This window comes from Candidatus Neomarinimicrobiota bacterium, assembly GCA_017656425.1.
GTDB lineage: Bacteria > Fidelibacterota > UBA2242 > UBA2242 > B5-G15 > JACDNV01.
Genome location: JACDNV010000009.1, coordinates 43,314 through 67,412, shown reverse-complemented (window position 1 = coordinate 67,412; position 24,099 = coordinate 43,314). Strand labels below are relative to the sequence as shown.

Here is a 24,099-nt window from a genome sequence, read left to right as displayed (position 1 = left end):
TAGATGTTAAAGAAGAAATATCAAATAAAAATAAACAAAGAATGGTGTAAAAGTTGTGAAATCTGTGTACAGATGTGCCCTTCCAAAGTATTCAAAATGGAAGGTTTTTACCCAAAGATTGTGAATGCAGATAAATGTACTGGTTGCATGATATGCGAAAAATTATGCCCCGATTTCGCAATTAAGGTAGAGGTAAAAAATGAGAAGGAGAAAATCTGATGCCCTCTAAAACTATGATGATTCATGGCAATACCGCTTGTGCTGAAGCTGCTATTATGGCTGGATGCCGATTCTTTGCAGGGTACCCAATCACTCCTTCTTCTGAGATAGCAGAATACCTAGCATATAAACTTCCTCTTTTAGATGGAATTTTTATCCAGATGGAGGATGAAATAGCGTCTATATGTGCTGTTATAGGTGCTTCTATTGCCGGTCTTAAAGCCATGACCGCAACAAGTGGGCCTGGTTTTTCCCTAATGCAAGAGAACATTGGCTTTGCTTGCATAGCCGAGATACCCTGTGTGATAGTAGATGTCCAGAGAGGAGGTCCCAGTACAGGTCTGCCTACTCTTCCATCTCAACAGGATGTAATGCAAAGTCGCTGGGGTACGCACGGCGAACATCCTATCATCGTATTAACTCCAAGTTCGGCCAGTGAAACATTTCATTTAACTATAAAAGCTTTCAATCTATCAGAAAAATTCAGGGTACCTGTTATATTACTAACAGATGAGATAACAGCACATTTGACAGAAAAAGTAACAATCCCCGACAAAGATCAAATAAAAATAATAAACAGAAAAAAACCAGCAGTGCCACCTGAAAAATATATTCCCTATCAGATCGATGATACCTATATCCCTGCGATGGCAAATTTTGGAGATGGTTACAGATATCATATAACAGGACTCGTACGTGATGAACAGGGATTCCCAACCAACGATCCTGAGATAATTGAAAAACAACTGATAAGACTTAATCAAAAACTTGAAAAATACCGAAATGAAATCATAGAATACGATACTCAGTTTACTGAGGATTTTGAAAAATTGGTTATCTGTTACGGTTCCCCTTACAGAGCAGCTAAGAATGCTGTAACAAGAGCAAGAGATAAAGGAATTAAAGTAGGGCTGATAAAATTAAAGACCCTATGGCCTTTCCCTGGTGAGGAGATAAAACCCTATACAGCAAAAGCGAAAAAGATAATAATCCCCGAAATGAATCTCGGACAGGTAGCATATCTAATAAAGAGTGAAGTTTGCGATGATGATAAAATTATAAAAATAAATAAGATTAACGGTGAACCAATAACTCCTGAAGAAATATACAAAACTCTCATATGGAGTGATTAATGGATTATTTAAGGTATTTAAGAATCGATAAATTACCTCACATTTGGTGTGAGGGTTGTGGAAATGGTATAGTCTTAAAATCCCTTCTAAGAGTAATAGATGAATTAAAATTAGACCCTGATAAAACGGTAATAGTTTCAGGAATAGGTTGCTCAAGCAGAACTCCCGGATATATGGATTTCAACACATTACATACAACTCACGGAAGAGCAATCGCTTATGCAACTGGGATTAAACTCGCAAAACCAGAGCTAGAGGTGATAGTCATAACCGGAGATGGGGATGCTACTGCGATAGGTGGAAACCATTTTATCCATGCCGCAAGAAGGAATATAAATATTACCGTTCTCATATATAACAATTATATTTACGGTATGACGGGAGGACAGGTATCTCCAACAACACCTCTCTTCAAATACACAACTACTACTCCCTATGGAAATCCTGAACAACCATTTGATATTTCAAAACTTGCAAAGGCTGCAGGGGCTTCATTTGTAGCTCGTACCACGGTTTACCACTTTCAGAAAATGGATACATACATAAAAAAGGCAATATTGAAAAAGGGGTTCTCTGTTGTAGAAATCATCACCCCATGTCCCACGGCATTTGGAAGAAAAAACAAAGAAGATAGAGGTATTGATATGCTTAAAAAGCAAAGAGAAATTGCAGTCCCTATTGAGAAAGCAAAAAGCCTTTCTTCTGACGAATTAAAGGATAAAATAATAATAGGCATCTTTCAAGATATTGAAAAAGAGGAATACACCGATTTATATAAAAGAATAAGAGAGGAAATAAAAAATAACAATAAAGTGAGGTTATAAATGGGTTACAGATACGAAATACGTTTGAGTGGATCTGGTGGCCAAGGTTTGATTTTGATAGGAAGAATTTTAGCGGAAGCGGCCGCAATTTATGATGGAAAAAATGCCACGCAAAGTCAGTCTTACGGACCTGAAGCAAGAGGTGGAGCAAGCAGATCTGAGGTTATAATATCGGATGATGAGATTGACTATCCAAAAGCAACAAAACTTGATGTGCTACTCGCGCTTACACAGGAAGCCTGCGACCGTTATGCAAAAGATTTAAAACCAGGTGGTCTTCTGATTGTAGACTCACAGTTAATAAAGAGAATCCCTAAGGGTAATTTTAAAGTTGTAAGTCTTCCTATAATACAATCGGCTGTTGAAAGATTGGGTAAATATTTTGGATCAAATATAATAGCACTTGGTGTAATTACCAGACTAACAAATATAGTCAGCCAGGATGCCGTAATACAGGCTATAAAATCACGAGTTCCAAGAGGAACTGAAGATGTAAATATACAGGCTTTTCAAGCTGGAATAAAATTAGCAGAAGAGTGGATAGAGAAAAATCAAACATAATTAACGAGATGAGATATAGAAGAGAAGGGGTAGAGTTAAACATTGATGAAATATTAAAGGCTTCTAGAAGGCTCGGCCCACATCATCAAAAATATTTCAACAAAATTGAAAAATTCTATGATAAACTTTCTCAGAAAATTTTTGATAACTATCTCCTAGAAATATTTCACCTGAATAGATTATCCCCCAATCCCCTTAAAGAAATGAAAAAAATCGTATCATTTTCATCAGAAAGCGAAATATTGGACTTACTTGGTTGTTACTACTCTTTACAACTTATCCTGATAAACCTTAAAGCTCTAGATGTATTGCAGCTAAATTTATCTACGCCCAAAAACAAATACGATATTTACAAAGAATTTTTACTTACAACCGGTAATGATTTCAGAAAATTATCAGGTTCCTATATGGCAGTTTTAATTGATGATATATTTTTAAAAAATAACAGGGATTTAAACTTTGTAATATGTGGCGTCGGCACAAGAGTGGATCAAGATGACATAGATGTCGGCGTCATCGACGATGGCAGCGAAAAAAGGAACTTACTAAACAAAGCTTTATCCCGGCTAAATAGCGAAATGTTTAAAAATGCCTCCCCGCTGCACTTTCACCTATCTGAACACATTGGATATAAATCTTACTGTGCTTCGATTGAAGAATACCATAAAATTCTTGATAAACAAATAAGCAATTATGTTGTTATTAGTGAAATGCTGATTGCTGTTCCAATTTTCGGTAAATTAAATCTATTTAACAGATTCAAAAAAGAGATCATAGAAAGATATTATTATAAAGGGGGACAGGACAACCGCTACCACGAGGGATTTATAAGAGGACTTCTTGGAGAAGTAAGCGATAGAACATTAAAGGACATACGTGATGACATAATCAATCCTAAAGAAGATGGGTTACGAATGATAAAAGCTCTAATATCTATTTTTAAAGTTATAAAAAATGTTGAAAGAAATACATTACTTGAAGTCCTTGCCCTTTTAAAGGAGACAGAAAAAGTAAATATAGACAACTATATACAGCTTTATCGAGCTTTTACATTCATCGAAACTTTCAGGTTTTTATATCAGATTTTGATAGCCCAGGAGGATGAAATATACCTGAATGATAGTGTCACAAGCGATTATCTTCAGAAAGTTGCATTACACATGGGGTTCGAAGATAAACCATATGCGCCAGCATATTCACAATTATTAATTCAATATCAGGAATATATCAAAACCGCCAAAATAGAAATTCAAAACCTAATAAATTTTATTTCCAATCATCTTAGAAAGGTATCGGTATTTTCAACCTATCTAAAGAAGCCCCAGTCTTTGCCAGATAATATGAACATTGTGGAGTATTTTAATAATCAATTACGTTTCTTTAGAGCATCAAATTTCTGGGAAGACCTACTACATTCTTTAAAAACAAATGAGTCACTTTTGAAAAGATTTATCAAAGATTTACTAAACATTAATGAGAGGAAAAGGAGCGTAATAATCGAATCTTTCATTAAATGCGGTATAAATTACCCACATAATTTGGTATCTCTAATTGTAATTATTGCATCTTACGATGAAAAGCTATTACAAGAACAAATAATCAGACAACTGATTAAGTCTTTTATAAGTAGAATAACTTTATCTGAAATTATAATAAAAAATTTAAGCATTACTTTTATCAAGCACCCTGAGATAATGAACCAGTTTCTCAATTCCTTAGACAAAAAATTGCTATTTACTTTAATTAATACACTAAAAAAGCCTTTCTTCGACCCGGATACTGATAAATACAGAAAAAAACTCTTCGATATCTGTCGTTTATACTACGTAAGTAGCCATTATTTTAAAAGATTTATTACAAAAATTTCAACTCTATACCCTGAATTCATTGTCAATTTTAACAGGCCAGAAAAATTAAAAATATTTGCTGAGGGTTTATTAAAAAATATAGATAATTTCACTACAACGGAAAAAAAGATCGAAAAACTTGGAGAATACTATGATTTTGAATTTTTACGTGTTGGTATAGATGCTTTAAATGGAGCATCGTTTGAAAAGATTAATGACGAATTTACCACATTTTCAGACAACTATATAAGTATGCTATTTGAGCTTACAAAACAATATGTAATGGAACAAAAAAGGCGAGAATATATCACAAAAGACCTCGCTGCAATACTTGCCTCTGGTGGACATGCAAGGATGCAGGCTTTTGATGATGATTACGATATAATTGTATTATTAAGATCCGACGATCGAGAAATAAAATCATTCCTGAATAAAGTTGTAATAAAAATGAACAAACACATAATTAAAAGATCAATTATTGCACACAATAGGTTTGCCGACATTTTTAAAAGCTGGGTTGTCAGCTTTTCTGATCTGAAAAAATATTTTAATAAACCATCTGAAAGTTGTTTTATCGAACAGACTCAGCTATTAGGGGCAAGGATAATAACAGGTAGTCCAATTTTTAAAGAAACATATCATAAAGAAATTCTAAAACCTTATATATTTAATAGGAAGAAAGAATTTATCGAAAATATATATAAAGAGATAAAGGCATGCCATGAATATTATAATTCAACTAATAGTGAAATAAATATAAAAGAACACCCGGGTGGACTAAGGGACTTTGAAAACACCTTCTTTATTATAAAGGCATACCACGAAATCACTGAGCCAATTTCCGAAGAGCTTTTTTCAAACATTGACTCGATTGCACCTGAATTAAAAAAATATTCTTTAAAACTTATATTAAATTATAAGTATTTAAAGCATATAAGAGACTTATATCATCTTATGGTAGCAGATACCGACATTATTTATAAAGATGACCTGGAATATATAATTGAACCTTTGCAGAAGTCCTATTCAATAAAAAAACTTAACAGAACAAAATTATATAACAAAATCATAAAAATCCTTCAGGACAATCAAAATTATATAACAATCATCGTTGATTATTACCTATCAAAAATATCGTAAAATTTTATTCAGTTGCTTCGTAATATTTATTTATTGCATCAACAAGTTCTTTCAGCGTCTGGCGGGAAAGATTTTTATACTCCTGACGCAACTTCTGTATATTCTCCATTACGGCAGCATTATCTTCCATAATTTTAGTAAGCTTATTGTTTATCAATCTCAATGAATCTGTAAATGATTGCAGATTCTTGCTTAACTTTGTATCAGCCATCTTTAACTGCTCATTTATAAGAACAATTTCCTTTAATCTACTGGACGTAACCTTAAGCAAATCGTCATGTCTCTTAACAATTGTCTCTAATGAATCAATACGAGCTCTCTCCTTATCTAAAACTTCTGAGAGAGCCTTTTTTGTTTCCTCCAGAATCACTTTCCTTGATTTCGTCGTCTGCTGAAGCACAGCTTTATCAACATAATCAGTTGTGGCAACTGTCATAGTTGGCGGAGTAGGAATAAAACTCAAAGATGAGCAGCTTATAAATAATATTCCAATCAGAACAATAAAAATTGCTTTTTCCATGGAAATACCCCCTACAATCAAAAATTTTTTGTTGATTAATTTACCAATATATTTAAATTAAGGCAATAAAATTTAGGTTAAAAATGGAAAGACTTGCAATTGTTAAAAGTGCTGCCGTTTTAGGTATAGAGGCATATATTGTCAATGTGGAGTGCAACCTTTTTCGTTCCCATCTTCCACAATATACAACAGTTGGACTACCTGAGGGTGCTGTCAAAGAAAGTAAAGAAAGGGTTTTGTCGGCTATTAAAAATACTGGATTTATAATACCATCCAACAAAATCGTTATTAACTTAGCTCCCGCTGACATTAAAAAAGAAGGTAGCTCTTATGATTTACCCATAGCAATTGGATTACTCGCAGCATCCGGTTATGTAAAAAAGGATAACCTGAATAAGTTCATAATTCTTGGAGAACTGGCATTGGATGGCAATGTAAGAGCCATAAGAGGAGCACTACCGATATCATCATCTATTAAAAATGCAGAAATCGAAGGAATAATTTTACCTGATATTAACAAGAAAGAAGCGGCAATTGCTAAAAATAAAAAGGTTATAGGTGTAAAATCACTAACAGATGCCATTAAATTTTTAAATAACGAAATGAAAATTGAGCCTTATAGTATAGAACTTAGTACACTACTTGAGAAAAATAGAAAATATAAATTAGACTATTCGGATGTAAAAGGGCAGGCACATGCAAAGAGAGCTCTGGAAGTAGCTGCAGCAGGTGGACATAATATTATCATGATAGGTCCACCTGGCTCAGGAAAAACAATGCTTGCAAGAAGATTCCCTACAATATTACCAGAGATGACTCTTGACGAAGCACTTGAGACAACTAAAATACACTCAGTCGCAGGCGTTATCCCCGGAAATAAAGGCATAATTGCTACAAGACCATTTCGCTCACCTCATCATACTATATCCGATGCAGCTCTTGTAGGAGGAGGAAGAATACCTCGACCTGGAGAGGTTAGCCTCAGTCATAACGGTGTATTATTTCTGGATGAGTTACCTGAATTTAAAAAAAATGTTCTTGAGGTACTAAGACAACCTCTGGAAGATGGAAAGGTTACAATATCAAGAGCACAGACATCTATAACCTACCCAGCATCTTTCATGTTAATAGCTGCTATGAATCCATGTCCATGTGGATATGTTACGGATCCAAATAATGAATGTACCTGTACACCTTCCCAGATACAAAAATATATGAGTAGAATCTCTGGACCACTACTTGATAGAATTGACATTCATATAGATGTCCCAGCTGTAAAATTTGAGGAATTATCATCCAAAGAAGACGGAGAAACCTCAAAGGAAATAAGAAAAAGAGTTCAAAAGGCACGGGAAATACAACTCAAAAGATTCAAAAATATAAAAGGGGTATACTGCAATGCTCATATGGAGTCCTCAATGATAAGAGAATTTTGTCCAATCGATTCAAAATGTGAAGAATTACTTAAAAATGCCATTATAAAACTAGGCCTAAGTGCAAGAGCATATGATAGGATTATAAAAGTCTCGAGAACAATAGCTGATCTTGATTCATCAGAAAAAATACTTCCACATCATATAAGTGAGGCAATACAATACAGAAGTCTGGATAGAAACCTATGGATGTAAGGTTACAAATTCCACTTTATACCAAAGGTAGGCAAAAGGAAAATTTCACCCTCCTTAAATTCTCTTTTAACAGACCATGCCCCCGAGAAGTTCACACTAATTTCAATCTCGCCACCTATATAAATGTTAGGTGTTAACTTGTACCAGAATTGTGGCTCGGACATAAAGGCTATTCTACCCTTAGGGTAACCATTCCCAGTGTTCCAAATATCAATATAGCCAGATATATTAAACCTCTTAATTTCATAAAACCAGACAACTGTCAGCTGTATAGTTAACCCATCTGTTCCAATTTCCTTACGGAAAAGGAAATCCATTGGCAAACCCATTACTTTATACTGCAGTCCGGTCAGCCAGACAGGGTTAAATGAAAATCTATTTGTAAGCCCATCATTATATTGAAATGTAAAGTACAGGTCATCCCCACCTTTGACTAAGAAGTATCTTGCTATTTCATAATAGGCAAGGGAAGCATTTTTAAACCTATCTACTCTGTTATTATAATCAATGTCTACAAAACCAAAAGTATAACCATAGTTATCAAAAAAAATCCCTTCAAAGGTAGTGGTAAAATGTTCTCTTAAAAGATCATAGTGAATTTGAATATTCTGTGAAAATAAAAGTATCGGAATTAACAGTGTGACAGACAAATTTTTGATTTTCATTTAACTCTCTACCTTTCTACAATAATTATCCTACCGTTTACATAGCTATAAACTTCTTTTTCCTTCTTTATCTCTTCAATTAATAAATCTCTTAATAGTACCCCCGTACGAATCACATGGAGATCTTCTGCCATAATCCCTAAAAATCTTTCTGCATGGCTTGCTACATATGAATTGGTAGCAATCGTATAATTTCTTTTTCTCCTGATTTTCTTACCATTGACTCGAACATAATACAACCTGCCAGTATTCATATTAATTTTTAATTTTGCTCCCGAAATTTGCAAAAGGTCCATTTTATTTTCTGGATAATGCATAAAAATATTTAATAGTTGTTTTCCGGTAACCTTTATAATAACCACTTCATTTTCAAAGGGAACTATCTCCCAGATATCCCTAACCCTAATTTCTCCTGCAGGCATATTTTTTCTTATACCTCCACTGTTTTGTAAGGCAATGTCAGTCTTAAATTTCTTTCTCATCACATCTGTTATCCAGTTACCAATATTAGACTCACCATTAAATCGCCTTTCCCAGGGAGTCTTTAAAATGCCAATTACCTTATTCATCTCCTGGCTTACGGTATTCTCAAGCGAGTCCACGATATTTTTTACTAATTCGTTAGGTTTTATTTCTTCAGGGTATACATCTATCAGTTCATAGGTAAATTTTTTAATCACATTTTTTATTGTATCAACGTCGGCTTCCAAAAATCCAACAAAACTACCTTTTGACCCAGCCTGGCATATAATGGTATTACCAATTGTTATAGGCGTATTCAATACCGTATGGCTATGTCCTCCAATTATTATATCCAAATCACCAATTTCATTTGCAATATTTTTGTCATTATCCACACCCCAGTGGGATAGCAAAATAAAAATATCGACATCTTCTTTCAAACTATCAACAATACTCTTTACAACCTTTGTGGGGTTTAGTATCTCAACCCCCCTTATATTTTCCGGCAGGGTACTACTTTCAAGGTTATCATATATAATCCCAATTATACAAACTTTCACTCCATCTATAACCATCCTTTTTAACGGTAGACCGAGATATTTTCCTTTATACTTAATATTTGACGTAATAATATCAAATTTTGCCTTTTTTATATTCTCCACAAGATTACTTACACCATAATCAAACTCATGATTACCAATACAAAATGCAGTTGGTAACAGCATATTTAGTATTATAAACTGAGAGTACCCTTTTATTATTGATGAAATAGGGGATCCCAAAAATTCGTCTCCGGCATCAAGCACTATTAAATCATGGTAAATCCCTCTTAAAGAATCAACAATCCCGGCAAGATAGGCATATCCACCAACAAGTTTCTTACATCCATTATAGCTCATGATGTATGGTATATTTGCACTATGAAAATCATTCCAGTGAGCAATATGTAAACTCTGGGAATAAACAAAAGCATATATCAATAATAAGAAAACCAGCCCAAACTTTTTCATCTACCACCTCTCATAAAAAGCAGTATAAATTATTATAAAATATCTATAATAGATAACCGAATTTGAAAATTTATGATATAGAATTAAATTAAAGCGTTATGAAAAAAGTTAAGTATGCAGTCGTAGGGGCTGGTCATCTTGGATATATTCATTTATTAAATCTTAAAGATATCCCGAGTGTTGAAATAACCGGTTTTTATGAAATCGATAAAGATAGAAAAAAATTCGTAGAGGAAAAAACAGGTATAAAGGGATATGATTCCTTTGAAGAGTTACTGGACCACTGTGATGCGATCTCCATTGTAGTACCAACCAAATCTCATTACTCTGTTGCAAAATCCGCAATTAAACATGGCATACATATCTTTTGCGAAAAACCCTTTATGGCTTCAATTGAAGAAGCCGAGGAAATTATAAAACTTGCGAAAGAAAAAAGTGTCATCATCCAAATAGGTCACATAGAAAGATTTAACCCGGCATTAAAGTTTCTTCAAAATGAAATTAAAAATCCTCTGTTTATAGAATGCCACAGGATATCACCTTTCAATCCACGAGGGACTGACGTAGCCGTAATACTTGATTTAATGATTCACGATATAGACATTGTTTTGAACATCGTTGACAGTGATCTCATAGACATAAAAGCCTCTGGGGCTCCGATACTTACTAATAACATTGACATAGCCAATGCAAGGCTGGAATTTAAAAATGGCTGCATTGCTAATATTACAGCAAGTCGTGTATCTAATAAAAGGTTGAGGAAACTTCGTATTTTTCAAATTAATCAATACATTTCCATAAACTTTCTTCAAAGAGAAGCTGAACTATATTGGATAAGCAAATCAATAAATCAAGATGATGATATAAAGACCTTAGCACAAATAGAAAGCGATGGTATACAAAAAATCCTTAATTATAAAAAATTCTCCTTCCCAGAATACAATCCTCTTAAGGAAGAATTGCTTTCTTTTATAAATTCAATAGTAAACGGTGAAACACCTCCAGTCACTGCAGAAGAGGGCAGGAATGCGCTGGAGATAGCAATTATAATAGAGGAACAGATAAAAAGAAAACTGGAAAGGATACTTTAAATGGACATCAGAAACTTTTTCTTCAGATATAGAGGATATTTACCTATACCTATTGCTTTAATTTTAATATTACAATCTAACTTAACATTAAGTAGTGTTATAAAAGGATCAATACTTATAATTCTTGGCGAAGCACTCCGAATTTGGGCAGTACGCTCCGCAGGTGGGAGGACAAGGACAAGAAAAGTTGGTGCTAACACCCTCTGTACATGGGGACCTTACGCTTATGTCAGAAATCCACTATATATCGGCAATACAATTATTTATATTGGTTTCATACTGTTTGCAGATGGTAAATATATAATTCCAATATTTATAATAGGAATTCTTTACATTTTTACTCAATATTATTCAATAATTAAACTGGAAGAAGAGACTCTTGAGAAAATATTTCATGAAGAATACTTGGATTATAAAAAAAATGTACCAGCTTTTATTCCAAGATTAAAACAATGGAAAAAGATCACACCATCATACTACAGCTGGAAAAATGTACTTAAAGCAGAAAAAAGTACTATTTTTGTCATTATATTATTAATCACAGTATTATTATTAAAAGAACTAATTATAAATACAATAAGCAATGCCTAAAAAAATATTCATTTCAACCGGTGAACTATCTGGTGATATACATGCCTCTAATCTCTTAAAAGAATTAAGAAATATAATACCTGATTTAGAGGCATATGCTATAGGAGGAGATAACCTTTCAAACACAGGAGCTAAATTAATACTTCATATCAAAGACGTATCAGTTATGGGATTTATAGAAGTGATAAAAAAATACAAAAATATTAAAAATATGTGGAAGTATGCTACGGATACGATAAAAAAACTAAACCCTGATATTGTTATACTCATCGACTACCCTGGATTTAATCTAAAATTAGCACGTTTTTGTAAAAAAGCAGGGATAAAGGTGATCTATTACATTGTTCCACAAGTGTGGGCATGGGGGAAAAACCGAGTTAAAACGATAAAGAAATATATTGATAAAGTAATTTGTATATTACCTTTTGAACAAGATTGGTTAAAAAGCTTCGGTATCGATGCCACCTATGTAGGACATCCGATAGTAACTCATCTAAGGCCAGAAAAAGCAAAGGAAAATAAACAAAATGGCAAAATATCTATTGCAATACTTCCCGGTAGTAGGGATCAGGAGATTAAAAAGCACCTACCAGTTATGCTCAGAGCAATCAAATTGTTAAAGAATAAATATCAAAATCTGAAAACGACAGTTGCTCTTGCACCCGGAATAGATGCTCGCAATCTTCAAAAAGTACATAAGGATCCCGGAATAAAATGGGTAGAAGATCAAACATATAAAGTTATTAATGACTCGAATATAGTATTACTTTCCTCGGGAACAGCTACACTGGAAACTACTCTCTTTCATAAGCCAATGGTAGTATGCTATAAACTTTCTTTCCTTTCTTATTTAATTGGTAGAATAATAGTAAATGTAAAACATATCGCCATACCAAACCTAATCGCAGGAGAAAAAATTGTCCCTGAGCTTATTCAGTATAAGCTAACACCCGAAAACATCTACAATGAAGTTGATAAATATATAACCAACATTGCATATCGTGAATCAGTCACAAGGAGACTGCAGGAAATATCTAAAACCCTTCAAAAAAGTAATCCAAGCAAGGCGGCAGCACATATTATTGCTAAATACATACATGAAAATTAAATTTAAAAATCATAGAATTATAGTCAGAATATTATATCTACTAATAAAGTTTATTTTTTATTCCTCAAGGATTAATATAATTGGAAAAAAATACCTTCCAGAGAAAAGCAGATTGAGAAAGAATTCTATTATCCTTGTATGGCATGGTAATATGCTCATACCTATTTACGCACTTCGCAAAGGCAGGTACTCTCTCCTTGTTGGACTTCACTCCGACGCAGAGTTATTAAATACCTTTACAAGTTTTCTTGGCTATCCATCAATTAGAGGTTCAAGCAATAAGAGACCCATTGGAGCCATCTTGGATCTTGTAAAGGAAATAAGAAAAAATGTAGTAGCTATAACGCCTGATGGACCAAGAGGTCCTAGAAGAGAAATAAAAATGGGCACTGCAAAAATTATAAAAAAGGTAAATCCAGTAATCATACCAATTGGATCCTCATCATCGAAAAAAGTGGTATTGAGAACGTGGGATAAGTTCGAATTTCCATTACCATTTTCGACAATATCAATCATAATCGGTAAACCATTCAGAATAAAAAATGAGGACAGCCCAGAAAAAATATGCAAATTTATCAAATCAAAAATAAATGAAGTTCAGCACCATGCAGAAAAATTGTGTTAGAAAGTTATTAAAAATTGTAGCTCTTCTACTGTCAAAATTTATTTACTTACCAATTATTAACATACGAAATTACTTGTATGACAGGCAGTTTATATTAAAGACAAAAAAATTATCTGTTACAGTAATTTCAGTTGGAAACCTGACAATGGGAGGTACAGGTAAAACTCCTCTGGTAATTGAACTTGCAAAAATACTACAAAAGCAGGGTTACAAAGTTGGTGTTATTACAAGAGGATACAAAAGACGGAATAGAGATTTAATTATAGCAGATCCAATGGAAAATCTTCCCGCACCAGAATACATCGGCGATGAACCATACCTGATAGCTAAAAATACACTACAGGTTCCTATTGGTATATATAAAAATAGACTAACCTGTGGTCAAAAATTAATAGAAAAATACCCATGTGATATTTTAATAGCCGATGATTGCTTCCAGCATCGAAAAATTTATAGGGATATAGATATTGTATTATGGGACACAATGCTAAATCCGGTAAAAGAAAAAATTTTCCCCTTGGGTAAACTGAGAGAGCCTATCTACTCAATTAAAAGAGCAGACATTCTTATTTTAATAAATAATAATTTCGATGAAATAAAAAAGATTTTTAAAAGGATTGACGATTCAACTGAAGTTTACTGGGCTACTAAAAATATTACTCAATTTGTAGAGGTAGACACAGGCAGATTGATCGAACAAAGTAAGCTCCTTGGCAAATCTATATTGGCTTTCTGCGGACTTGGAAATCCGTATCAATTTTTCAATATGCTTGAAAAAACTCTAAAACCATCAAAAATTGTTAAGAGAGTTTTTCCCGATCACTATAAGTATAAAAGACGAGATATAGACACTTTAAATAGAATCTATAATGAACATAGGATAAACTATATGATCACAACAGAAAAGGACTTAATAAATATTAAAAATTACAATTCTTTATCAAATCTGCTTGTAGCCAAATTACAATTAAAAATCCAGGAAGAATTTATAAAATTTGTCCTCGCTCAATTATCATTTATAAATAGCAAAGTATAACATACCGAAAGTTGTAAATATCAATGCAACATATGTTAAATATGATAAGGCTTTATTTGTCGGATTTTTAAAAACAGTAACCATAAATTCATGCTTGGTAATACCGTTATAGTTATCCTGAATCTCAAATATTATGAAGTTATTTCCTCTCTGTGTTGATCTAGGAGTCCACGTAAGCAAACCTGTCAAAGGATCAAATTCTGCATACTTCGGTATTCTTATTACTCGATATGTCATCGGATTACCGTTAGGGTCTTCCACATCAAGCTTATATTGATATTTTATACCCACTATTGCCACCGGATCTGGTTTTGAAAGCACTACCGGTGGACTGTTAACATAAACTTTTATATGCTGAATATCAGATTGATACCCATCAGAAACTTCAACAGAGAAACTATTATAGTTTAATTGGCTAATAGTTGGTATCCAATTAATAACACCATCTTCTGTAATACTCATTCCTTCTGGGGCATTGAGTAAAGAATATTTTAAAACAGCATCTTTATTTAAATCTCTAACTTTTACCATATAAACCCATTGCTTATTAACAAATGCAATTGTATCAGGTTTCGACACTATAACAGGTTTGCTATTAACATAAACTCTCACTGGTTGTTCATCTGCGAAATAACCGTCTGAGACAATAGCAGAAAAGTTATGAGTCCCAGCCTGGAAACTTTTTGGTATCCAGGTTATTCTACCCATTCCATCAATTGTCATTCCTTCAGGAGCACCTTTTAAAGTGAAACGATGCAATAACCTTACAAGACCTCTTAAATGCTCCGGTTTTGGTATGTTTAATATCCTACAAAATCTTGATATCAGCTTACTGGAATCATAATTCTCAATGTACTTTTTATTTACAAGGAAAATTAGACGGTCATTATCTACTAAAACGTTCTGTATACCTTCAACTAACCTCCTTTGATAATTACTCTGGAACTGGTTGTTCTTTAAAATATCTCTAAAACCTCTTGCATACTGAGGAAGCTTCGCTATAAACTCAGGGGTTGATATTGGGATTTCATACACAACAGTACTATCTGTGTTCTCTATCTTCGGAATCTCATCTAATCCCCCATAGAAGAATCCTCTATTTTTATCTATAAATTCAATTGAATATTCATACAACTTATCAACAAACGCAACCTCCTGTGGCTCTGATACTATTCTGACTGGATAGTTAACAAATAGGCTAAAATCGATAAAAGTTGTATCATACCCATCTGTAATCTGAAGAACAAAATCTTGCCAATCTCTTTGATCTTCCTTGGGTTTCCATAAAAGGTTCCCATAATCATCAACACTTGCACCCTCAGGATATTTTATAAGATCGAAAAATATTTGGGCATCATAGTTATCATCATATACTTCAATTTTTTTCTGGAAAGCTTCCCCTTTCTGAACAATATCAGCTTTAGGAATAAACGTTTTGATTTCAGGTGGACTATTTACATATATGGTAAAATGCTTCTCCAAGGTACCATTATCCCAGCTAAAAAATGCATTCACTTCATACCAACCCAGTTGTGTATCAGCTGGAGTCCAATAAAAGGTCTGAGTAGAAAGGTCAAAATACATTCCACTCGGAGAATCAATCTTTATCTGTAAGTTCTTTAGATTATTAAAGTTGAAGCCAGGTATTTCCAGTTCGTACTCCATACTTTCACCAGGATGTAATAATATATCGGGTTTTCTAACCTCTCTCCTCCTTTTCTTTTTCGCCGCAGTAGAAGCTTTTTGTGAAATTTCAACCCTTTTACCCACCATTAACGTGGTATCCTCTATACTTTTTCCAAAAGAGATTCCCTCAAAATTGAAAAGGAAAACACCACTTCGCTCAATCACAGGACTTTGAAAAGAAACTATTGCATTACCACTATTTTCTCCAGAGGCATAAATCACTGGCTTTATTTGACCAAAACTAAAATTCAAGAACATCTCGTCACTGTAAAGTATCTTTCTATATGATGTAAGCTCATATGGGTCTCCAATCTCATCATATTCGTATCTCAATAGTTTTGATACTTCACCATAGTTGATTATTAATTCATCCATTCCATTGATATTAAAATCTGAGAGACATAAAGATTTTACCTTTACCACATCGGGAATAAATTCTTTATAACTGATTTTTTCTCCATCAAAGTAAAAAAGCAGTATTCCACCATCCTTAACAGGGACAAAGATTTCACTTATTCCATCACCATTAATATCTCCATCACTTACATTTTCCAGATCCACATCAGAGACAGAAACATCAGGATATTCAAAATTCGAGATAACCTCACCACTTGTAGGGTCCAAAACCGTTATCTCTAATGCCTGTCTGCCGCCAATTACTATTAAAGACATTTTGTTCACATTAAAAGGTAAAATTCCTGACAAGGTTTTAAAGGGCAAAATGCTCTTAAACTGATCCAGTTCTGTAATGACCCTTTCTACTTTCATGCTAAAAGTAGTATCACTTATATGAGAATCGATAACAGCAAGTCCCTTATTTGGGCTAAAAAATGATACGATTAACTCCATATTACCATCGTTATCCAAATCCGATGAAATTAATTGTGCAGGACGTGGTCTTACTTGAAATACACTACTAAAGTCTTCTACAATTAAAGGTTCCTGATTAAATGTCAAATTATCAGATTTAAATATATATAGCCACTTCCACGGCAAGTTACCCATAATTTCAAGAATATTTAATACTGCACAGAATTCACCATTCCCATCTCCATCAATATCAGCAATTATCTCGTCAGAGAATATACCGTCATAAAATTGAGAGACTCCATAACGCCATATAATCTCAAGATTATCTGTATCAGGTTGGGCTGATGCCCAGAATAAAAAGCTACTCCCCGGAACTATTTCTCCAGAAGCATCAGAAACACTCCCAATACCCTGAATATAGAGTACGTCGTTATAAAAAAAACCAGTCCCTAATTTATCAATTAAGATATTTTTATCTCCAAAGAAGAAATACTTGAAATTTTCTTCACCAAATAAGTTTATTACAAACATTGTAGCAATTAATAATAAAAGAAACTTTTTCATCTCTAAACCCATTAACCTAAACTAAATTAATATATCTTTATCCCTTCAAAAAATCAAGAAAAAAGGGTTAAAATATAAAGATTTTTCAAAAAAATTATTATTTTTAATATGCATAGTTTTGATTTATCTGTAGATTGTCAAATGAAACTATTCAAAGCAATTCAAAAATCTGGGATCTCCAGAAGAAAGGCATCACAACTTATACTAGAGGGAAAGGTAACAGTTGATAGCAAGAAGGTTATACAGCCATGGCATGAAGTAACAGAAAACCAAGAAATTAGCATTGATGGAAAAAAAATAAAATGGAGTGATACTGAAGAATTTCTTTACTACGCATTTCATAAGCCAAGTGGATATGTAACTTCACTTAACGACCCCAAAGAGCACCATATTGGAGAGATAATTAAAAACAAAAAATTAAAACCTGTGGGACGTTTGGACAAAGATGTATCAGGTTTATTAATACTTACAAATGATGGAGAACTTATTTATAAACTAACCCACCCGAAATATGGAGTCGAAAGGGAATATATTACAACAATAGTCGGAAAACTATCACCAAAAAAGATAGAGAAAATTAAAAAAGGAATTAAGATTGGAAATGAAATACTAAAGTGTGAGGATATCCATATTATAGAGCAAAATGATACCTATTCTAAAGTTAGAATAATAATGAAGCAAGGGAAAAAAAGGGAAATAAAAAGAATATTTAAAAGAATAGGAAATAGAGTGATCTATTTAAAAAGGATACGTTATGGTCCAGTTACAATTGACATTGTCCCAGAACAATATCAATTGAAAGAAATTACAGGGAATACTTTAAAGGAACTGCTTGAAATAAAAAAGAAAAATTAAAATTCAATCATAGAAGGAAAACCATAATCGAAAATTGGAGGAGATATTCTCCACGGATATTCTCTATATATTGTAACATTATGCATAGTTTCAACATTATCAATATCTTTAATCTCTTTTATTAAATCATCAGTGCACTTCCATGTCTCATCAGAGAGGATAACTTTTTCTTTACCATTTGTATATTTGACACGTATAAATACATTAACAGACGAGGGAAACTCAGGTTTATAACTTTTTGCTTTTATAACTATCGTATTATTACCTCTTTTGATATGTCTTTTAACATCGTTCCACCATACTCTCATATTTTCCACTTTTAAAGATAGGGATTTCGTAGCGAAAACAGTTGCTACTTTCTTGAAATTGATGAATGCTTCGCCATATGTATTTGCCATTATCTGCAAATCAACTCTTTCGACATTATCAAAATTTTCAACATAAAATTCCTTTAAAAATATAATTTCTGATTGAGGATCCTTGATTCTGGTTGTATCGCCTGTTATCCATTTAGATTCAATCTCTCTCCTAATGTTTAATTCACCGCTCTTTAGTTCATCCTTTGCATATTCCATATATGCTTTTTGTCTGTCGAAAAGATTGGTTACTAAATTCAGATTATCTCTTCTATTATTTTTTATCCATAAGGATACAAATTTATCTTTTACCTTTTGAAGACAACTGACCGCTTCATCAATATCATTTAACACAGATTTAATTAATTCAGCATCAGGTTTTTTTCCACCTACGGCTATTCTTAAAATATTATCTACACCGATACTAACCCTCATTTTTTTTATAGAATACTCAGCAAAATCACAGCCCATTTTCAGATATTCTATGTAATCCTCATTTAAAGCACATTCTTTTTTCAAAGAATCAATAATCTGGGTTGAGATTTCTGAAATTGTTTTTAAAATCTCAGACTTGAGATACAAATCAGGCTCAGACTCGTAGAATGGATAAGACCAAGTATACAGGAAATTTGAAAGCTGTGGAATCTGGGAAAGAAATAATATCAGGTGGTTGAACTCATTATCATAATTATAAATCCCAAGAAAATGGTTCGCAAATTGTCTATTAACTTTAAAAAATTTAGCTTCTTTCTCATTCCACATGATCTGCGCACCATAATAATATCCAAGATAATTTTGTTCCCTTAAATTAGGGGCACCATAATCACCCCAGCTGGAAACTATAGCACCCATAGCCCCTTTCCGATGTGCTTGTCTGAAATAGTTGGATATGTTAAGCCATGCAAAATAGAAATTTGGAACAGGATTAACCCAGTTATAAAGACCTGCACATACTATATACTTTCGATTATTTTCGTTCAACACATCTAGAGAATAATATCTATCGATGAGGCTGTAGTTCCAGTCAACTATAATGATATCTTCAGGTAAATATTTGAAAATCTCAGGATGGTGGATCAGCACATCTCCATACATCAGCACTTTTTTTCCTCTATTCTTTAAATATTTATATACCTTGGTATAGTACTCACCATATGCTCTTTCGAGTCCAACCTTATCAATGTATTCTTTACTTTCCCCCAATCCAACATCCCAGGATTCATCAGCACCCATATGAAAATATTCTGAATCAAATGCATCTGTTACCTCATCAAGTAGCTTAAAAACAAAATTATGTGCCTTTTTACTAGAAATTTTTATTGAAGCAGCCCCTGGATATTCTGCATAATGCACATATTTTTCTTGCGTGAGTATGTTTTCATAATGCCCGAGAGTCTGAAAAATAGGAACTATGTCAATAAAATATCTTTTTGCATATGTTTCAAGCTCATCTACTTCATCTGGAGTCAGAACACCTCTGCCTTGTCCTATGTCTGGAAAATTTTTAAATGTAAATACATCTTCTATATACAGCATATATTTATTGTATTTCATGAAGGATAATTGCCTAATTATTTTTTTAAAATTTTCAATAGTTGATACCTGCCCACGACTGATATCATCAGAGTTCGCTCTCCATGGAAAGTCAGGAAAATCTTCTATTCGGCAACATATTATTTTATCTTTAAACTGTCCTATAATCTGCGACAACGTTAATAAACTGTAATATAAACCTCTCTGGGTCTTAGACAATACTATAATTCTATCAGGTTCTACATTAATAAAATAACCTTCGCCCAACATCTTGGAAGAAAACGCAAATTCAACATTTCCAATATTTAGCTTCTTATTATTGGTATTATCAATAATTATAAGTATCTCTGGACTGTCATTAAAACCAACATAGTTCACTTCTTTAACTCCCACATTTCTCAGAGTTTCTTCCAGTATTTCAAGACCAATATTTTCATCCCTAGAGGTATTCCTAAGATAAATATTAAGCTGTTTTTCCAGTTTAAAATATCCTTCTGCAATATCAATTTTTTGGGGAATAGGGAATATATTAAAATTTCCAGCCATAAGTACACCCACCAAAAGTATTTTTATAACTATAAAATGTTTCAACACAATACGCCTATATATAAAACCTATATCTATAACAAAGTTAATACTTCTCGAACCCATTTTCTCTCTGTCTGCCAGAAAGCCAATCTTCTATTAAGAAGTATCCTTTCTATCTTATTTGAAGATTCCAATTCAGTTAGCATTCTGAAGGAATCCTGAATCAACCTATTCAATTCGCCAATGTAAATATTTAAAGCCTCCTTAACCTCTCTTTTATCAAGAACATATGAAAATATCAAGCCGAGCTCCACACCTGCAAAATCCATCTTCGGTTGAGATAGGAGCTTCTTAATCTCATCTTTTAATATTCTATCACCATTTTCTGAAATATGATAAATTTTTTTTGCAGGCAATTTTTCTTGTGGTACAATTTTACTCTCTATTATTTTCTTTCTTTCAAGCTTTCCAAGGAGATTGTAAATTGTAGAAAAACCAATCTGGAATCTTTCTCTCAATCTCAACTTGTCGATCTTTTTCTCTATGTCGTATGCATGAGTTGGTTCTTTTTTAATAATCCCCAAGATAATAATCTCTATATATGTCATCTCTTTCCTCAATTTAAAATTTTACACATGTAAAAAAATAAACCGTCTATCTAAAGATTTCAAGGTTTCTTTTAAATCTATCAAAACCTATTCGTTCTATAGCGGTGGAGTTGAAAATTTTCATAAATTCCGCAGAATCCAAAGAGAACAATTTATCTACGCCACCTTCAAATAGGTACTTATTTTTGAAATACTCTGCTTTTACTGTATCACGCGCAAATTGCTTGTTCAAAGGACATACATCCTGACATATATCACAACCATAAAAATAGCCACTCTTTTTTATATTACTCTTTTCTTCAATAGAAAATGCCCCCTTCTTTTCAATTGTTAAATATGAAATACACTTCGAGGGATCTACAACATATGGTTTAATAATAGCTCCTGCTGGGCACGACTTTATGCAAATGTCGCAATCACCACATATATCTGTCCTATTCTCCCTATTTGGAAAACCTACTACTTCCATATTAATTAACGCAATACCAATAAAACAATACGACCCTATGTTATTAAAATACACAACAGAATTTTTTCCATATGAACCAATACCCGCCTGTACCGCATATACCTTCTCCAAAAAGGGACCATGATCCACATAAACTTTATAGATAAGCTCATTATACTTTTTCTTTAGATCTTCCATTACTGATTGTATCCCTACCCTAATTATATTATGATAATCAAGACCTAAAGCATATTTTGATATTGTTGGAGTGACTCCAACAAATGGGTAGAAATAATTATCAACAAATACCAGAATCGACTTAACCCATGGGAAATATTTAGCTGGATTCAATCTTATATCTTTTCTATTTAATAACCATTTCAATCCGTCATATAAACCACTATTAATAGCTTCAACAAATTTTTCCTTAAAAAATGAATTTAAAAAAGGTCGAGATACGCCTACTTTATAAAAATTATATTTCTTTGATAACAAATCCAGGTCTTTAAAATCTAACACATTAAACCATATACTTCTATGGTAAAATAATTAAATTTTAAGCGATATGGAAACATCTTTTTATCATAAAGTGGTAAACAAAGGAAAAGAGAAAAAAATTATAGAAACCCTCTATAAAAAGCTGGAAAAATGCGATATCTGTCCACACAATTGTGGCGTGAATAGAATAAAAGGCGAAAAGGGTATATGCAACAGTGGACTGAAAATCAAGATTTCAAGTTATTTTCCTCATCATGGGGAGGAACCACCCATATCAGGTATCTACGGATCAGGAACTATATTTTTCTCTTCATGCAATTTGAAATGCATCTTTTGTCAGAATTACGAACTAAGCGCTTATGAAACTGGCTCAGAATGTTCTACTGAGGAGCTTTCAGAAATAATGAACTACCTTCAAAAATTAAAATGCCACAATGTAAATCTTGTGACACCAACTCATTTTCTTCCACAGATAATAGAAGCAATATCAATTGCACGTCACAAGGGACTGACTATCCCTATAGTTTATAACACCAGCGGTTACGAGAAAAAAGAAACTCTAGAAATAATAGATGGATTTATAGATATTTATATGCCTGACTTCAAATTCTTTACAGATAAAGTAGCACAAAAATACACAAATGCACATGACTATGCAAAGCACGCAAAGGTTGCAATTTTGGAAATGTACAGGCAAGTAGGACCTCTTATTTCTGATAGTATGGGTATTGCTCAAAGAGGATTATTAATCAGACATCTTATAATGCCTGGACATACAGACGAGTCATTAAAAATAATAGAATTTTTGGCAAAAAATTTACCTCAAAAGACCTACTTAAATTTAATGAGTCAATATAGACCTGAATACCTTGCTAATAAATATCCTGAAATAAGTAGACCTATAACAGATTGGGAATACAATAGAGTAATCCAGTATGCAAAAAAACTTGGATTTTTTGTCAATGATTAATAAGATAAATCCGTTTTGTTTACAATAACTGAAGTAGGAACAAATATTTATGGGAAAATTGAAGGTCCTTTTTATATGCACAGGTAACTCTGTAAGAAGTCAGATGGCAGAAGCACTAATAAAAAAAATGGCTGGTGACAAATTCGAGGCTTATAGTGCAGGTATAAGCCCGGCTTATGTTCACCCATTTACAATACAGGTTATGAAAGAAATTGGTATCAGTATGGATGGTCATAGATCAAAACATATAAGTGAAGTGGAAAATATAGAATTTGATTATGTAATTAACCTTTGTGAGGTTGCTGCTATGAGTTGTTCTAACCTAAAAGGAAAAGTAAATACTTTAAGCTGGTTCATTGAAGATCCAATAAGAATTCTGGGAGACGATGAAAGAAAATTAAACGCTTTTAGAATTACAAGAGATATTCTTAAAAATAAAATCTCGAAATTTATAAAGGAAACTACACATAATTTGTAAAACTATTTCTCCATGTAATATACTAATTCCATTAAAATGCCTCTCAAAAACCTTAGAAAATTCACAATATCTATTTGTGTTGTCTGGTTCTTTATGAAATAACACAAAAGTAAGCTTAATATTTCTTACAAACACAATAATTTCTATTACCAGAGAAAACCTCAAGTTTGGCCTCTTAATACAATTTCCTTAGTTTCTCACCAATTAGCCCATGCCCTCGCCCGCTTTGAAGTTTTTTCCAGATAAAAACACTTATTGTTTTCTCCCAGTGACCCACAAATAGAATATTAGATTCACTTTATATA

21 protein-coding genes are annotated in these 24,099 nt (G+C 32.9%); 14 read left to right on the top strand and 7 right to left on the bottom strand.

Annotated features, from left to right (window positions below; translation table 11 throughout):
* Window positions 1-3: 3 nt before the first annotated feature.
* From H0Z29_07625 to H0Z29_07605, 5 genes are read left to right on the top strand one after another with little or no spacing between them, the layout of a single operon-like run.
* Window positions 4-219: a 4Fe-4S binding protein gene (locus tag H0Z29_07625; GenBank protein ID MBO8131370.1), complete on the top strand. Its 216-nt coding sequence runs from the start codon at window positions 4-6 to the stop codon at window positions 217-219.
* A complete protein-coding gene (locus H0Z29_07620; protein ID MBO8131369.1) occupies window positions 219-1,352 on the top strand; it encodes a 2-oxoacid:acceptor oxidoreductase subunit alpha in 1,134 nt (377 codons plus the stop codon). The genes H0Z29_07625 and H0Z29_07620 overlap by 1 nt, the downstream gene beginning before the upstream one ends.
* Window positions 1,352-2,176: a 2-oxoacid:ferredoxin oxidoreductase subunit beta gene (locus H0Z29_07615; GenBank protein ID MBO8131368.1), complete on the top strand. Its 825-nt coding sequence runs from the start codon at window positions 1,352-1,354 to the stop codon at window positions 2,174-2,176. Before H0Z29_07620 ends, H0Z29_07615 begins: the two co-directional genes overlap by 1 nt.
* On the top strand, window positions 2,177-2,737 hold the full coding sequence (locus tag H0Z29_07610) for a 2-oxoacid:acceptor oxidoreductase family protein (protein MBO8131367.1): 561 nt from the start codon (window positions 2,177-2,179) through the stop codon (window positions 2,735-2,737).
* On the top strand, window positions 2,713-5,724 hold the full coding sequence (locus tag H0Z29_07605; protein ID MBO8131366.1) for a hypothetical protein: 3,012 nt from the start codon (window positions 2,713-2,715) through the stop codon (window positions 5,722-5,724). Before H0Z29_07610 ends, H0Z29_07605 begins: the two co-directional genes overlap by 25 nt.
* A 4-nt stretch (window positions 5,725-5,728) precedes the next feature.
* Here the strand turns inward: H0Z29_07605 and H0Z29_07600 are convergent, their stop codons facing one another.
* The gene (locus tag H0Z29_07600) at window positions 5,729-6,244 is read right to left on the bottom strand and encodes a hypothetical protein (GenBank protein MBO8131365.1); all 516 of its coding nucleotides are present in this window, start codon (window positions 6,242-6,244) and stop codon (window positions 5,729-5,731) included.
* 83 nt (window positions 6,245-6,327) lie between these two features.
* Between H0Z29_07600 and H0Z29_07595 the strand changes: the two genes are divergently transcribed.
* Window positions 6,328-7,872, top strand: a complete 1,545-nt coding sequence (locus H0Z29_07595; GenBank protein MBO8131364.1) for a YifB family Mg chelatase-like AAA ATPase — start codon at window positions 6,328-6,330, stop codon at window positions 7,870-7,872.
* Window positions 7,873-7,874: 2 nt separating this feature from the next.
* On the opposite strand, the gene H0Z29_07590 is transcribed toward H0Z29_07595, so the two are convergent.
* Window positions 7,875-8,537 carry a DUF5020 family protein gene (locus tag H0Z29_07590; protein ID MBO8131363.1) on the bottom strand — a complete coding sequence of 221 codons (663 nt, stop codon included), beginning with the start codon at window positions 8,535-8,537 and terminating at the stop codon, window positions 7,875-7,877.
* Between the two features lie 8 nt (window positions 8,538-8,545).
* On the bottom strand, window positions 8,546-10,009 hold the full coding sequence (locus H0Z29_07585; GenBank protein MBO8131362.1) for a bifunctional metallophosphatase/5'-nucleotidase: 1,464 nt from the start codon (window positions 10,007-10,009) through the stop codon (window positions 8,546-8,548).
* Between the two features lie 98 nt (window positions 10,010-10,107).
* On the opposite strand from H0Z29_07585, the gene H0Z29_07580 reads away from it, so the two are divergent.
* The 5 genes from H0Z29_07580 to lpxK all read left to right on the top strand — a co-directional run bounded on the left by H0Z29_07580 (window position 10,108) and on the right by lpxK (window position 14,460).
* A complete protein-coding gene (locus H0Z29_07580; protein ID MBO8131361.1) occupies window positions 10,108-11,100 on the top strand; it encodes a Gfo/Idh/MocA family oxidoreductase in 993 nt (330 codons plus the stop codon).
* Entirely contained in the window at window positions 11,101-11,691 is a 591-nt protein-coding gene (locus H0Z29_07575; protein ID MBO8131360.1) for an isoprenylcysteine carboxylmethyltransferase family protein, read from the top strand. It begins immediately after the preceding gene.
* A complete protein-coding gene (gene lpxB / locus H0Z29_07570) occupies window positions 11,684-12,799 on the top strand; it encodes a lipid-A-disaccharide synthase (protein MBO8131359.1) in 1,116 nt (371 codons plus the stop codon). The genes H0Z29_07575 and lpxB overlap by 8 nt, the downstream gene beginning before the upstream one ends.
* Before the next feature lie 112 nt (window positions 12,800-12,911).
* Window positions 12,912-13,424 (top strand): DUF374 domain-containing protein, encoded by a 513-nt coding sequence (locus H0Z29_07565; GenBank protein ID MBO8131358.1) that lies wholly within the window; start codon window positions 12,912-12,914, stop codon window positions 13,422-13,424.
* On the top strand, window positions 13,405-14,460 hold the full coding sequence (lpxK, locus tag H0Z29_07560) for a tetraacyldisaccharide 4'-kinase (GenBank protein MBO8131357.1): 1,056 nt from the start codon (window positions 13,405-13,407) through the stop codon (window positions 14,458-14,460). Before H0Z29_07565 ends, lpxK begins: the two co-directional genes overlap by 20 nt.
* Here the strand turns inward: lpxK and H0Z29_07555 are convergent.
* Window positions 14,437-17,520, bottom strand: coding sequence for a hypothetical protein (locus H0Z29_07555; protein MBO8131356.1), 3,084 nt, complete (start codon window positions 17,518-17,520; stop codon window positions 14,437-14,439). The two genes, lpxK and H0Z29_07555, sit on opposite strands and share 24 nt — an antisense overlap.
* A gap of 141 nt (window positions 17,521-17,661) precedes the next feature.
* Here H0Z29_07555 and H0Z29_07550 point away from each other — a divergent pair, with 141 nt between their 5' ends.
* A complete protein-coding gene (locus H0Z29_07550) occupies window positions 17,662-18,375 on the top strand; it encodes an rRNA pseudouridine synthase (protein MBO8131355.1) in 714 nt (237 codons plus the stop codon).
* On the opposite strand, the gene H0Z29_07545 is transcribed toward H0Z29_07550, so the two are convergent.
* The 3 genes from H0Z29_07545 to queG are packed head-to-tail and all read right to left on the bottom strand — an operon-like array spanning window position 18,372 to window position 22,367.
* On the bottom strand, window positions 18,372-20,915 hold the full coding sequence (locus H0Z29_07545) for a family 20 glycosylhydrolase (GenBank protein ID MBO8131354.1): 2,544 nt from the start codon (window positions 20,913-20,915) through the stop codon (window positions 18,372-18,374). The two genes, H0Z29_07550 and H0Z29_07545, sit on opposite strands and share 4 nt — an antisense overlap.
* Window positions 20,885-21,400 carry a PadR family transcriptional regulator gene (locus H0Z29_07540; GenBank protein ID MBO8131353.1) on the bottom strand — a complete coding sequence of 172 codons (516 nt, stop codon included), beginning with the start codon at window positions 21,398-21,400 and terminating at the stop codon, window positions 20,885-20,887. The genes H0Z29_07545 and H0Z29_07540 overlap by 31 nt, the downstream gene beginning before the upstream one ends.
* A gap of 46 nt (window positions 21,401-21,446) precedes the next feature.
* A complete protein-coding gene (gene queG, locus H0Z29_07535) occupies window positions 21,447-22,367 on the bottom strand; it encodes a tRNA epoxyqueuosine(34) reductase QueG (protein MBO8131352.1) in 921 nt (306 codons plus the stop codon).
* Between the two features lie 46 nt (window positions 22,368-22,413).
* Between queG and H0Z29_07530 the strand changes: the two genes are divergently transcribed.
* Both H0Z29_07530 and H0Z29_07525 read left to right on the top strand, forming a co-directional pair.
* Entirely contained in the window at window positions 22,414-23,316 is a 903-nt protein-coding gene (locus H0Z29_07530) for a radical SAM protein (GenBank protein ID MBO8131351.1), read from the top strand.
* 49 nt (window positions 23,317-23,365) lie between these two features.
* A complete protein-coding gene (locus H0Z29_07525; GenBank protein ID MBO8131350.1) occupies window positions 23,366-23,794 on the top strand; it encodes an arsenate reductase ArsC in 429 nt (142 codons plus the stop codon).
* Window positions 23,795-24,099 lie beyond the last annotated feature (305 nt).

What these genes read in the sequence shown, in the direction of transcription:
- H0Z29_07625 (MBO8131370.1), top strand. Translation starts at nt 4, where the DNA reads ATGTTAAAGAAGAAATATCAAATAAAAATAAACAAAGAATGGTGTAAA.
- H0Z29_07620 (MBO8131369.1), top strand. Translation starts at nt 219, where the DNA reads ATGCCCTCTAAAACTATGATGATTCATGGCAATACCGCTTGTGCTGAA.
- H0Z29_07615 (MBO8131368.1), top strand. Translation starts at nt 1,352, where the DNA reads ATGGATTATTTAAGGTATTTAAGAATCGATAAATTACCTCACATTTGG.
- H0Z29_07610 (MBO8131367.1), top strand. Translation starts at nt 2,177, where the DNA reads ATGGGTTACAGATACGAAATACGTTTGAGTGGATCTGGTGGCCAAGGT.
- H0Z29_07600 (MBO8131365.1), bottom strand. Translation starts at nt 6,244, where the DNA reads ATGGAAAAAGCAATTTTTATTGTTCTGATTGGAATATTATTTATAAGC.
- H0Z29_07595 (MBO8131364.1), top strand. Translation starts at nt 6,328, where the DNA reads ATGGAAAGACTTGCAATTGTTAAAAGTGCTGCCGTTTTAGGTATAGAG.
- H0Z29_07590 (MBO8131363.1), bottom strand. Translation starts at nt 8,537, where the DNA reads ATGAAAATCAAAAATTTGTCTGTCACACTGTTAATTCCGATACTTTTA.
- H0Z29_07585 (MBO8131362.1), bottom strand. Translation starts at nt 10,009, where the DNA reads ATGAAAAAGTTTGGGCTGGTTTTCTTATTATTGATATATGCTTTTGTT.
- H0Z29_07580 (MBO8131361.1), top strand. Translation starts at nt 10,108, where the DNA reads ATGAAAAAAGTTAAGTATGCAGTCGTAGGGGCTGGTCATCTTGGATAT.
- H0Z29_07575 (MBO8131360.1), top strand. Translation starts at nt 11,101, where the DNA reads ATGGACATCAGAAACTTTTTCTTCAGATATAGAGGATATTTACCTATA.
- lpxB (MBO8131359.1), top strand. Translation starts at nt 11,684, where the DNA reads ATGCCTAAAAAAATATTCATTTCAACCGGTGAACTATCTGGTGATATA.
- lpxK (MBO8131357.1), top strand. Translation starts at nt 13,405, where the DNA reads ATGCAGAAAAATTGTGTTAGAAAGTTATTAAAAATTGTAGCTCTTCTA.
- H0Z29_07555 (MBO8131356.1), bottom strand. Translation starts at nt 17,520, where the DNA reads ATGAAAAAGTTTCTTTTATTATTAATTGCTACAATGTTTGTAATAAAC.
- H0Z29_07550 (MBO8131355.1), top strand. Translation starts at nt 17,662, where the DNA reads ATGAAACTATTCAAAGCAATTCAAAAATCTGGGATCTCCAGAAGAAAG.
- H0Z29_07545 (MBO8131354.1), bottom strand. Translation starts at nt 20,915, where the DNA reads ATGGGTTCGAGAAGTATTAACTTTGTTATAGATATAGGTTTTATATAT.
- H0Z29_07540 (MBO8131353.1), bottom strand. Translation starts at nt 21,400, where the DNA reads ATGACATATATAGAGATTATTATCTTGGGGATTATTAAAAAAGAACCA.
- H0Z29_07530 (MBO8131351.1), top strand. Translation starts at nt 22,414, where the DNA reads ATGGAAACATCTTTTTATCATAAAGTGGTAAACAAAGGAAAAGAGAAA.
- H0Z29_07525 (MBO8131350.1), top strand. Translation starts at nt 23,366, where the DNA reads ATGGGAAAATTGAAGGTCCTTTTTATATGCACAGGTAACTCTGTAAGA.